Consider the following 11911-nt stretch of genomic DNA (forward strand, 5'->3'; position numbering starts at 1 on the left):
CGCGCCAGCTCAGGGCGCGGCGGTCGCGGGCCGGTTCAACAGTCCGTACGCTGCGCTCACCCGCTCTTCAATCGGGAGGCCGCGATTGGACAACATGACGATGCCCACCCTGCGCGCCGGATTATAGAGCGCGTAGGCGCTGAAGCCGTTTGTCGATCCCGTCTTGTGCAGCCAGACATCAGCTTGCGGGGGCAGGGGCGGATCGATGATGCTGACCGGGTTTGACTCGCGTGACATCGTCACTCCCGTGCCAGCCAGCAACTGCTCCAGCCCGGCCTGGCCAGGGTACTGCTCCCAGACCAGGGCCTGCGTCAGCACGCCTGTCTTGGAGTAGCCGGTATGCGTGTCCGTGACGGCGCGCGCCAGCTTGGCGTCCAGCTGCAGCAGGCCCATATTGGCGTCCAAAAAACGGATCAGGTCGCGTGTATTGCTCTTCACACCGTACGCTTCATCGGCCAGCACGTTCGGATTCACGCGAACGGGGGCGCCGTCGCTGTTATACCCCTGCGCGTACTGTGCCATCTGCCTGGCCGGGACCTTGATGTAGCTGTGCGTCATGCCCAGCGCGGGAAACAGCGTCTTCTCCACCACGTCGACATAGGAAACGCCCAGGCTAGCGGCGGTGGCGATCGACAGCAGGCCGATGCCGAGATTGGAATAGGTCCGGTGCGTGCCTGCCGCGTGGCCCGGCTTCCAGTTCTTGTAGTACTCCATCAGCTGATCGTAGGTCTTGATTTCCTGCGGCACCTGCAGCGGAAGATCGCCGGCGGTGTTGGTACCCAGGTGGAGTAGTTGAATGTTGTCGAAGCTGCTGCCGCGCAGAAACGGCAGGTGGCGGCTGACCGCGTCCGTCATGGCCAGTTTGCCTTGCGCTTGCGCGTAAGTGGCCAGGGTCGCCGTGAACGTCTTGCTGAGCGAGCCGATCTCGAACAAGGTGGCGTTGCTGACGGATTGCCCGGACTCCTTCGATGCCACGCCGTAATTGTAGAAGGTGTGCTTGCCGTTGACGCTCAGCGCCACCGCCATGCCGGGAATGTCGTACTTTTGCAGTAACGGCAGAATTGCCTGATCCACCTCGATGGCGCTGACCGGGGCTGGCGATTTCACCACCTTGCTCGGGAAGATTTCAGCGGCGTGGGTGGCGGCAACAGCCGTCAGCGCGGCCATGCTGCCCAGCACCGCCATGGCGATAGTGCGAAATGTCATACGTCTCCTTTGAATGCCGCACGGATTGCGACAATGCTGACTATCATGCGACACATGTCGCGCAAATGTCAAACTTTTTATTATTGGTGACATCGGTCGCAAATGCCTGCACAATACCGCCATGGCGATCCCCTCAATTTCCGAACTGTCCGTACTCAAGGCGCTGTGGAAGCAGCAGCCGCTGAGCGCCCGCGAAATCCATGACCACGTCGAACCCGAGCTGGGCTGGTCGTATTCCTCCACGCGCAAGACGCTTGAACGCATGCTCGACAAAGGCTCGGTGAGCCAGCATACCCGGCACGGCGTGCAGGTGTACGAAGCGGCGCTGGAAAAGGTCGGCACCCTGGCCGCCTTTGCGCACGACTTCGGCAAGCGGGTGATGGAAATGGACACGCCTCTGCCGGTCAATATGTTCACCGGCAGCAAGCTGGTCGACGAGGCCGAACTGGCGCAGCTCGAGCGGCTGCTGCACGACTGGCCGGACGACCAGGGCGCAGCATGACCGGGTTCGCTCAGCTGCTCGACCAGCTGCCGCTGCGTTTTCTGCTCGCCAGCGCGGGTTGCCTTGCCGCCGGCCTCGGCGTTTGGGGGGCGACGGCGCTGCTGCGCCGCCTGCCCGGCGTCGCGCTGCAGCGCTCGACCTGGCTGCTGGGCCAGGCCACCGTGCTGGCGTGCTTCCTCGTGATCCTGCTGCCGCACAGCGAACGCCTGCGCCTGGTGCCGCCCATCGACGTGGCCGACATGGCGCCAAGCCGTGCCGCCGCGCCGCAGGGCCCGACTGCGCGGCCGGCGGTCGGCGGCGCCCCCGCCGCTGCGGTCCCCGGCGCCGATCCCGCTTCCTGGCTGACGCTTGTCGCGCAAGCCTGGCTGCTGGCCTACCTGCTCGGCTTCGGCCACGCCGTGTTGCGGCTGCTGCTGGCGCGCCGCATGCTCGACAGCCTGGCGGCGACCGGCAGCCGCCTGCCCTGCCCGGGCCAGCCTGCGCGCGCGCCTGTCGTGATCGAAGTGGACGCGCCGATTTCGCCCATGCTGTTCGGCCTGCTCAAGCCGCGCTTGCTGTTGCCGCAACACCTGCGCGGCTTCGACGCGGCGCAGCAACAGCTGATCGTCGAGCACGAGCTGATGCACTGGCGCCGCCGCGACCTGCAATGGCTGAGCGTTGGCATCGTTCTGCAGACGTTGCTCTGGTTCAATCCCTTCATGCGCATGCTGCGCAGCAGCCTGTCCTGGGCCCAGGAGCTTGGCTGCGACCGCGACGTGCTGCGCAGCCGTTCGCCGGCACAGCGCAAAGCCTACGCGGCGGCGCTGGTGGCGCAGCTGCGCCTGCAGCACGCGACGCCGAAGACGGCGCTCGCCTTCGGCGGCGTCTGCGCCAGCACCCTGGCCGCGCGCATCGCGCTGATACGCGAGCCGTCGCCCGCGCACCCCCGTCGGGCGCGCGTGGTCCGCATCCTCGCCATCGCCGCCCTGGCGTGCGTATTTGCCGCCAGCCTCGCCTTCCAGCCCGCGCTGGCCAGGCGAAGCGCCCCGACCGCTACGCAGGCGCCGTTCAGTTGCACCGTGATGGTCGACGCCGCCAGTGGCGAACAATTGGCCCGAGAAGGCCATTGCGACGAACGCGTCACGCCCGCTTCAACCTTTAATATCCCGGTCGCCCTGATGGGTTTCGACAGCGGCATCCTGAAAGACGCACGCGCCCCAGTGCTGCCGTTCAAGACCGGCTACCCCAGCTACAATGCCTCCTGGCGTGCCGATACCGATCCGAGCAGCTGGCTGCAAAACTCGGTGCTGTGGTACGCCCAGCAAGTAACGACCGGCCTGGGCGCCGCGCGCTTCCACGAGTATGTGCAGCGTTTCGACTACGGCAACCGGGACGTGGGCGGCGATCCCGGCAAGGACAACGGCACCACGCAATCCTGGGTCGGCTCCAGCCTGCGCATTTCACCGCTGGAGCAAGTGAGCTTCCTGCGCAAAGTGGCCAATCGCGACCTGCCGCTGTCGGCGCACGCTTATGACATGACTACCCGCATCATGCCGAAGCGAACACTGGCGAACGGCTGGGAAGTGGTTGGCAAGACCGGTACTGCGCCGGGGCTGGGTCGCGACGGCAACGATGACGCCACGCGCCAGTACGGCTGGTACGTCGGGTGGGCGAAAAAGGGCCAGCGCACGGTGGTGTTCGCGCGCTTGGTGCTGGATGCAAAACAGGAATCGGCCATGGGCGGCGCGCGCGCCCGCGAGGCCATGCTGCGCCAGCTGACGGCGCGGCTGGACGTGCTCTAGCAGCAATTCTTGCCCCAGGCTAGACCGTGCGCCGGCCTTCGTTGGGATAGATCGACACCAGGTAGTAGCCGGTGCCGGCCGCCGCCGTCTGATGCACCAGCCACGCCATCGACGCCAGCACGAGGATCTTCTTCATCGATTAGTCCGTGCTGGTAGAAGGTGTTGCTCGAGCGCGCGCACTGCCTGCGGCAGGCGTTGTTCCAGGCTGCCGGTGACGAGCGTGTAGGCGATCGAGCGGCGTTCGAGCTTGTCGATGACCGCCTCGTGCACCGACTGGCGCACCGCCGCCGATTCGCGCTGCAGGCCGTCCGGCACCCACGGGCCGTCCGGCGCGGTGACCAGCGTGACGGCGTAGTTGTGCAGGCGGTCCAGCGCGCACAGCAGCGGATCGACCCGGCCCCAATAGACGCCGCTGTAGATGGCCGTCATGAATGGGGTGGTATCGCAAAACAGCCAGCCGTCGGCCAGCGCCGCCGCCGCGTGCTCGCGCTCCATCTGCACCTGGGCGATGCGGAACTGGTCGCTTTCGTACGGCACCCGGGCATGCTTCTCGACGAACTCGCGCAGGTATTCGGGCACCCACACGGTGCGGTAGTGGACAGCCAGCGCCGCCGCCAGCGTCGACTTGCCGGACGACTCGGCGCCGAGGATGGCGACGCGGCGCACCGCCATCACGGCCGGCTCTCGTCGGCGGCGCGGCTCCACGCACGCAGGCCGGCGACGGCCATCAGCACGAACAGGCCATACAGCACCGCGGTCAGCATCAGGCCCTTGGACGCGTACAGGCCGACATACAGGATGTCGACGATGATCCAGGTGTGCCAGTTCTCGACCTTCTTGCGCGACAGGAGCACCTGGCCGACCAGGCTGCCGGCAGTCAGGAAGCCGTCGATGTAGGGCACGTCGCTGTTGGTCCAGGTCTTGAGGAACACGGCGAGCAGCGCGAAGCCGGCCAGCCAGCCGGCCGCCGCGGCGATCCAGCCGGCGCGCGCCAACCGCGTCACGCGCAGCGGCTCGTGTTTCAGGCCGCCGCGCAGCCAGCTGTGCCAGCCCCACACCGACACCACGATGAACACGACCTGCAGGCCGGCGTCGCCATACAGGCGAGCGTCGAAAAACACCACGCCATAGGTGGCCGACGAAGCGATCGCGAACAGCCAGGCCCAGTGATTGCGGCGGATATTGAGCAGTACCGTCATCACCGCCAGCACGAAGGAGATCAGTTCAAGGGGTGTGGTGGCAAGGCCGAACAGGGTAAGCGAATCGTTCATCAGGGAGCGGTAAGGGTCAATCGGGGTTGCAGGCCGGCACGGGCGGCGAAGCGCACCAGCAGGTCGAGGCTGAACTGGGACGTCTTGCCATGCTTGATTTCCGAAACGCGCGCCTGGGTGGTGCCAAGCAAGTCGGCCGCGGTGGTCTGCGTCAGGCCGGATCGCCGCAGCCACGTTTCCAGCGCGGCCGTGATGGCGGCGCGGATGTCGGCTTCTTCGGCGGCAGGCAGGTTGTGGTGGTTCATGGCAACAGCAGTATGCTGCATGCAAGATGCATATGCAATATTTTGAATAAAGATCTTCAGCAGACACAACCGCAGGGGTCTTACCCGGTTTTGCCCTTAGGGTCAGACCCCGGAGTTGCTGGCGCCGGTGACTCCGGGGTCTGACCCTGACAGAAGAAACGGGTCAGACCCCTGCGGACCAGTCCCCTGCGGGCAAAAAAAAGCCGCGGCAGCACCAGGCTGTCGCGGCTTGTTCGGTTCAAGCGCCGATTATTTCTTCGGGTACTTGATCGTCATTTCCTTGAGCAGGTTGTCGGCGTGATCGATTTCCTTCATCACCCACAGCATGTAGCGGATGTCGACGTGGATGGCGCGGGTGATGGCGCGGTCGAAGTACCAGTCCTTGGTGATCGACTCGTACGTCGAATCGAAATTCAGGCCAACCAGTTCGCCGCGCTTGTTCATCACGGCCGAACCGGAATTGCCGCCGGTGGTGTCGGCGCTCGACAGGAAGTTGACCGGCACCGTGTTCAGCACCGGATCCTTGAAGGCGCCGAAACGCTTGGCCTTGACCGCGTCGATCACTTCTTTCGGCACGATGAACGGATCGACGCCGGTGTGCTTCTCGACGACGCCGTCGACGGTCGAAAACGGACCCTTGACCAGGCCGTCGCGCGGCGAGTAAGGCGACACCGTGCCGTACGTCACGCGCAACGTCGAGTTTGCATCCGGATAGACCGGCTTGCCCTGGCTCTTCTTCCAGGCGATGACGGCCGACATGTACTGAGGAATCACTTTCTCGAGGTTGCCGTTGATTTCCTTGCGGCGGTTTTCCAGCGAGCTCGACACCTCGTACAGCCTGACGGCGAGCTTGATGAAGGCGTCGTCGGACTTGCGGAATGCGTCGGCATCCTTGCCGATCCAGGCCAGGCGCTTGGCGGTGTCGGCAAGTTCGGTCGACTTGTACAGCGCCGCAACGTCGCGCGGCGCCGGCAGCAGCGCGTCGAGCGACTGCGGACGGGTGCGCGCGGCCAGCTTGCTGTAGCGCTGCAGGGCGGCGCTGTAACGTGCTTCGTCGACAACTGGCACCAGCGACTGCTCGAGGCGCGTCAGGCGTGCCTTGATGAACGACAGGTCGCGTTCCTGGTAGCCGGCGTCGCGCTTCGGGTCCGGCTTCTGGCGCTCGAGGGCGAGGCGGTACAGCGTGCGCGCGCTGCCGAGCAGGTCGCTGTGGGTGCCGACCGACCATGCGTACTCTTCTTCCGACAGCGCGATGTCGGCGGCGATCAGCGCGTCGAGGTCGGCCATCAGCGCCTTCGGCGCGTTGCCCTGGTTCTGCTTGAACCAGGCGCGGAACTCGGCGTCCTGCACGTCCTTGAGGGCGGCGATGTCCTTGCGGGCAAAGCCGTCCATCAAACCCTGGGTCTTTTTCATGACGTTGTTGATGCCCTTAACCACGTTGGCATAGCGCACATCGTACGTCGGGTTGCCCATCGTGGCGGCGGCGATCACGGCCAGGTCCGCTTGCATGCCGGCCACGCGCACCGGGAAATCGGCGTCGCGCGCGAAGCGGATTTCCGACGGCATCTTGTAGCGGCTAGTGCGGCCCGGATAGCCGGCCAGCAAAATCGGGTCGCCGTTCTTGAGCCCTTCGGCCGACACCACCAGGAAATCCTTCGACTTGTACGGCACGTTGTCCGGCGACGGCTCGGCCGGGCGGCCATCCTTGCCGACGTAGGCGCGCAGGAACGCGAAGTCGCCCGTCTGGCGCGGCCACTCGTAGTTGTCGACGTCGCCGCCGAAGTTGCCGATCTTTTCCGACGGCGCGTACACCAGGCGCACGTCGCGGATCATCAACTGGCGGATGCGGTAGTACTCGAGGCCGCGGTGAAACGCCGGCACCGAGCAGCGGTAGCCCTTGCCGGTCTCGCATTCGGCGATCAGCGCCTTGATGCGGCCCTGCACTTCTTCATAGCGCTCGCGGCCCGACATGGTCGGCGCCAGGCCCTTGAGCACGCGGTCGGTGACGTTCTCGACCTTTTCGGTAACGTACACCAGCATGCTCGGGCCGCCCGGCAGTTCGCCGGCGCGGTCCTTGGCGAGGAAGCCGTTCTGCAGGTAATTGCGCTCCGGGGTCGAATTGCGCTGGATCGCCGCGTGGCCGCAGTGGTGATTGGTGACGATCAGGCCGTCGCCCGAGACGAACGAGGCCGAGCAACCGCCGGTCGACACGATCGCGCTCATCGGATGCTTCGACAGGTCGGTCAACTTCTCGAGCGGGATGGTGATGCCGATGCGCTTGAGCTCAGCTTTGAGTTGCGGCAGCTGGTGCGGCTGCCACTGGCCTTCGTCGGCGCTGGCGGAGGCAAACACTCCCATCAAGGCGACGGGCAAGACGAGTAATTTGAACAAGATGGGATCCCCAGATTGATAATAAAAGCAAGCGGGGAGTATATCGCTGATGGATACGGCTGGAAATGCTTTTTTCGGCACGTATTTACGTCCCGGTACCGCGGCCGCCCGGCCACGGGCGCAGGTGCCGCAGCCGGCGCAGCACCGTGTAGGCGCCCGGATACTCCGAGCGCAGCAGGATGGCCGCCCTGCCCGCCAGCGTGCGCTGTTCGCTGTGGTGCAAAATTTCCATGCCGCCCATCATGACGCTGGCGCCGGCGTCGGCGTGGCGGTCGTCGACCTGCGAGCGGCTGGTGTAGTAGCCGGTAAACGAGCGGTGCGAACACTGCGGCGCGGTGGCCGGCAGGCTGCCGTGGATGGTCATCGAGTTCCACAGCAACAAGTCGCCCTGGCCCATCGCCGGCGCCACCAGCGGCAGCGGCCCGCGCGCGGCGAAGTCGGCCACCGCCGCCTGGCAGCGCGCGCTGCGCGGATCAAGCGGAATTTCGCCCGGCACCTGCTGCAGGTGACTGCCGGGCAGCACGAAAAAGCGGCCGGCGCCGGGATCGATGTCTTCGGCGGCGATCCAGGCGCCGATCATCGCCGCGCCGCTGGGGTTGTCGCCGGGCTTGCCGCCGGCCTTGTCGCGGTGCGCGCAGCTTGGCTCGTGACCGTCGAAGTACATCGAGCGCACCAGGCGCACCGGTTCGCCGAATAACGTTTCCAGCGCGCGCCGCACCACCTTGTCGGTCAGCAGCGCCATGCCGGCGCCCTTGAACTGCGGATAGCGCCGGCTGGAAATGTCGGGCAGGTTCATGATCGGGTAATGCATGTGGCCGGCGCCGGTGTAGACGTGCGGCTCGTAGCGCGGCGCGGTGGCGCGCTGGAACAAGGCCCGCGTGTCGAGGTGGACTTCTTTCAGGAAGCCGTCGACGGCCTCGGTGCACAGAGCCGGCGGCAACGCGTGACGGACGACAACGTAGCCTTCGCGCTGGAAATACTCGCGGAACGCGGCCGCGTCGGTCAGCGCGGGGAAGGCGTCGGAGGCTTCGGATGGCTCGGTGGTCATGGTGGCCTGCGGCGCGCTTTTTCGGAGTTGATCAATTCTAGGGGCGCGCGCCTGCGCCCTGCTGAGGTCTGTCAAGCGCACTGGCGGCGCGCGGCAGAACCATTTGTGTTTTCTACTGTCGAGTGCCCGGAAACGGACAGTGGTGGCCGGGGGCGGGCAACGTTTGGCGGGCGCCAACCCAACCGGGGTCAGACCCTTGAGAAGCAAAATCGGGTCTGACCCTGTGCAGACGCCGGCTGGCACGGTGTTTGCTGTAGAGCACACAACTCATCACTTTAATTGCCACCAAATGGATCAACCTGTCAGCCAGCAAGCCATCGACCGGCGCCGCCGCCTCAAGCTGGCCGCCGCCGTCGCCCTGCTGGCAACGCTGTGCGCCACCGCCTGGGCCATCAACCGCGCCGTGCGGCCGGCTATCGGCGCGGCCGACATCCACGTCGCCGAAGTGCGCCGCGGCGCCATCGCCAATACCATCAACGCGTCCGGCGTCGTCATCCCGGTACACGAGGAACTCGTCTCAAGTGCGTTCCAGACCCACGTCGCCAAGGTGCACGCCAAGCTTGGCCAGCAGGTCAAGGCCGGCGAATTGCTGCTGCAGCTCGACGACAAGACCATCGTGCTGGCGCTCGACGCCGTCAAGGAACAGCTGGCGCAGCAGGACAACCGCATCCTCGGCCTGACCCTGGAGATGGAGCAGAAGCGCAAGCAGCTCGTCAGCAGCATCGAGCTGCTCGAGATCGACCTGCAAAGCACCCAGGCCAAGTGGCAGCGCTTCCAGAGGCTGCGAAAAAGCGGTGCGGTATCGGGCGAGGACATGCTGACGGCCGAACTGAACGTCAAGCGCACCGAGATCCAGCTGCGCCAGCAGCGCGAGCTGATCGAAGACGTCAAGCGCGCCACCGGCAGCAGCATCGACGGCGCCCGCCTGCAGCAGGCGATCCTGCGCAAGCAGCTGCAGCAGCAGCAGCAATTGCTCGACCAGGCCAGCGTGCGCGCGCCGTTCGCCGGCATGCTGACAGCGATCCTGGCCGATGAAGGCGCCAGCGTCGCCACCGGCCAGCTGGTGGCGAAGGTGTCGGAACTGAATAACTACCGGGTCGAAGCGACGCTGTCGGACTTTCATGCGCGCGCGCTGGAAACCGGCCAGGCGGTGCGCGTGGAGCAGAACGGCAAACAGCTCGCCGGCAAGGTGCAGACGATCCTGCCGGAGATCCAGAACGGCGCCATCAAGCTGCTCGTCGCGCTCGACCAGCCGCACGATCCGCAGCTGCGCAACAAGATGCGGGTCGACGTCAACATCGTCACCGAACAGAGAGCCGGCGCGCTGATCGTCGACAGCGGCGCCGCGTTCAACGGCCGCGGCCCGCAGCCGGCGTTCGTCGTCACCGACGGCGTCGCCCGCAAGCGCATCGTCAACTTCGGCGCCGGCGACGGCCGCGCCGTCGAAATCGTCGCCGGCGCCACCGCCGGCGAACGCATCATCGTTTCCGACATCAGCCGCTTCAAGGATGCCGACAGCATCCGCATTGCCAACTAACTTTGAAAGCCACCATGATCCGCTTAGAGAACGTCAGCAAGACCTACCAGACCGACAAGGTCGAAACGCTGGCGCTGAACGCCATCGATCTGCACGTCAAGAAGGGCGAATTCGTCGCCATGATGGGCCCATCGGGCTGCGGCAAGAGCACGCTGCTCAACCTCATCGGCCTGCTCGACCGGCCCGGCGCCGGCACCGTCAGCATCGACGGCATCCCGCTCAAGTCCTACCGCGACAAGTATGTCGCGCAGCTGCGCAACAGCACCTTCGGCTTCATCTTCCAGAGCTTTCACCTGATCCCGGACTTGCGCGTGATCGACAACGTCGAACTGCCGCTGCTATACCGCAGCATGGGCGCGGCCGAGCGGCGCCAGGCGGCGCGCGCGATGCTGGAAAAAGTCGGCCTGGGCGCGCGCATGGACCACTATCCGAACCAGCTCTCCGGCGGCCAGCAGCAGCGCGTAGCGATCGCCCGCGCGATGGTCGGCAAGCCGCAGGTGCTGCTGGCGGACGAACCGACCGGTAACCTCGACAGCAAGATGGGCGCCGAGGTGATGGACATCCTGCTGCAGCTAAACCGCGAAGGCACCACCGTGGTGATGGTCACCCACGACGAGCGCGAAGCCAAAGCGGCCGGGCGCATCGTGCGCGTGTTCGACGGCCAGCTGGTCGCCTAGGAGAAAACGCATGCTCAGAAATTACCTGATGACCGCCTGGAACGTCTTTATGCGCCGCAAGCTTTTCACCGCCATTAATCTGTTGTGCATCGTGCTCACGCTGGTGGTGCTGATGGTGGTCACCGCGCTGCTCGAGACGATGTTCTTCCCGCGCGGCGTGGAAGGCAAGAGCGACCGCTTCCTGCAGGTGATGATGGTCGAGGCCAGCGGGCCGCACACCCGCATCAACAGCCAGCCCGGCTACAAGCTGATCGACAAATACCTCAAGCCGATGAAGTCGGCCGAACTGGTCTCGGCGGTGAGCATGCCGCGCAGCGTGTCGGCGTACAAGGACGGCCAGGTGCACGCGCTGCAGATGCGCCACACCGACGCCGAGTACTGGAAGATCCTCGACTTTCGCGTGCTGGCCGGGCGCGTGATCGGCGCCGAGGATGTCGCCAACGGCCGCGCGGTGGCGGTGATCAACGCGTCGTCGGCGCGCCAGCTGTTCCAGGACAAGCCAGCGCTGGGCCAGCAAATTAGCGTCGGCGGCCAGTCGTTCGAGATCGTCGGCGTCGTCGAGGATGCGATGCACGTCAACGCCTTTGCCGACATCTGGGCGCCGCTGACGGCGTCGCCATCGTCGGACTACAAGACGCAGTACACCGGCAATTTCTCCGCCCTGCTGCTGGCGCCGAAGGCTTCCGATCTGCCGCAGCTGCGCCACGAGGTCGAGCAGATCGCTCGCACGGTGCAGTTCGACGACCCGAAGAAAATCACCCGCGTGCAGCTGTGGGCCGACTCCAAGCTCGACCTGTTCGCCCGCGCCGCGACCAACGCGCGCGGCGCCGATTCGGGCGCCGGCAAGGTAATGGCGATCGTCGCCGCGGCAATGCTGCTGTTTATGCTGCTGCCGGCGCTGAACCTGGTCAACCTGAACACCGGCCGCATCATGGAACGGCGCTCCGAGATCGGCGTGCGCAAGGCCTTCGGCGCCACCAGCGCCCAGCTGGTATGCCAGCTCATCGTCGAGAACATGCTGCTGTGCGTGGCCGGCGGCGCCATCGGCCTGTTCGCCGCCCGCGTGGTGCTGTGGTGGCTGGAAGGATCCGGCCTGGTGCCGTACCTGAAAGTGGACATGAATTTGGCGATCTTCGGCTACGGGTTGCTGCTGTCGCTGCTGTTTGGGCTGATCTCCGGCGTGATCCCCGCCTGGAAGATGTCGCGCCTCGATCCTGCCCACGCCCTGAAGGGAAATGCCTGATGTTCCGCCA

The 11911-nt window shown here is 65.7% G+C and carries 11 protein-coding genes; 5 read left to right on the forward strand and 6 right to left on the reverse strand.

Translation table 11 applies throughout. From position 1 onward, the window contains the following. Positions 1–9: 9 nt before the first annotated feature. Positions 10–1206: a class C beta-lactamase gene (ampC, locus tag CR105_RS14305; protein WP_099789149.1), complete on the reverse strand. Its 1197-nt coding sequence runs from the start codon at positions 1204–1206 to the stop codon at positions 10–12. 121 nt (positions 1207–1327) lie between these two features. On the opposite strand from ampC, the gene CR105_RS14310 reads away from it, so the two are divergent. Together CR105_RS14310 and blaOXA are read left to right on the forward strand one after the other, a co-directional pair. Beyond that, positions 1328–1708, forward strand: coding sequence for a BlaI/MecI/CopY family transcriptional regulator (locus CR105_RS14310; protein ID WP_099789151.1), 381 nt, complete (start codon positions 1328–1330; stop codon positions 1706–1708). Next, a complete protein-coding gene (gene blaOXA, locus CR105_RS14315) occupies positions 1705–3489 on the forward strand; it encodes a class D beta-lactamase (RefSeq protein WP_099789152.1) in 1785 nt (594 codons plus the stop codon). Before CR105_RS14310 ends, blaOXA begins: the two co-directional genes overlap by 4 nt. Before the next feature lie 132 nt (positions 3490–3621). On the opposite strand, the gene CR105_RS14320 is transcribed toward blaOXA, so the two are convergent. From CR105_RS14320 to CR105_RS14340, 5 genes are all read right to left on the reverse strand, one after another. Then, a complete protein-coding gene (locus tag CR105_RS14320) occupies positions 3622–4161 on the reverse strand; it encodes an AAA family ATPase (protein WP_099789154.1) in 540 nt (179 codons plus the stop codon). After that, positions 4161–4760 carry a nicotinamide riboside transporter PnuC gene (gene pnuC, locus CR105_RS14325; RefSeq protein ID WP_099789156.1) on the reverse strand — a complete coding sequence of 200 codons (600 nt, stop codon included), beginning with the start codon at positions 4758–4760 and terminating at the stop codon, positions 4161–4163. Before pnuC ends, CR105_RS14320 begins: the two co-directional genes overlap by 1 nt. Continuing rightward, positions 4760–5026: a helix-turn-helix domain-containing protein gene (locus CR105_RS14330; protein WP_218968700.1), complete on the reverse strand. Its 267-nt coding sequence runs from the start codon at positions 5024–5026 to the stop codon at positions 4760–4762. The genes pnuC and CR105_RS14330 overlap by 1 nt, the downstream gene beginning before the upstream one ends. A gap of 228 nt (positions 5027–5254) precedes the next feature. After that, a complete protein-coding gene (locus CR105_RS14335; RefSeq protein ID WP_370660684.1) occupies positions 5255–7396 on the reverse strand; it encodes a S46 family peptidase in 2142 nt (713 codons plus the stop codon). 85 nt (positions 7397–7481) lie between these two features. Further along, complete coding sequence (locus CR105_RS14340) at positions 7482–8444, reverse strand: phytanoyl-CoA dioxygenase family protein (protein WP_099789161.1); 963 nt, start codon at positions 8442–8444, stop codon at positions 7482–7484. Between the two features lie 289 nt (positions 8445–8733). Between CR105_RS14340 and CR105_RS14345 the strand changes: the two genes are divergently transcribed. Genes CR105_RS14345 through CR105_RS14355 form a run of 3 tightly spaced genes read left to right on the forward strand, consistent with a single transcriptional unit; the run spans position 8734 to position 11901 of the window. Then, a complete protein-coding gene (locus tag CR105_RS14345; RefSeq protein ID WP_099789163.1) occupies positions 8734–9981 on the forward strand; it encodes an efflux RND transporter periplasmic adaptor subunit in 1248 nt (415 codons plus the stop codon). Between the two features lie 14 nt (positions 9982–9995). After that, positions 9996–10658 carry an ABC transporter ATP-binding protein gene (locus CR105_RS14350; RefSeq protein ID WP_099789464.1) on the forward strand — a complete coding sequence of 221 codons (663 nt, stop codon included), beginning with the start codon at positions 9996–9998 and terminating at the stop codon, positions 10656–10658. A 10-nt stretch (positions 10659–10668) separates the two neighbouring features. Further along, a complete protein-coding gene (locus CR105_RS14355; RefSeq protein ID WP_099789165.1) occupies positions 10669–11901 on the forward strand; it encodes an ABC transporter permease in 1233 nt (410 codons plus the stop codon). Positions 11902–11911 lie beyond the last annotated feature (10 nt).

The sequence above is a fragment of the Massilia eurypsychrophila genome, assembly GCF_002760655.1.
In the GTDB taxonomy this organism is placed as follows: domain Bacteria; phylum Pseudomonadota; class Gammaproteobacteria; order Burkholderiales; family Burkholderiaceae_D; genus JAFCUW01.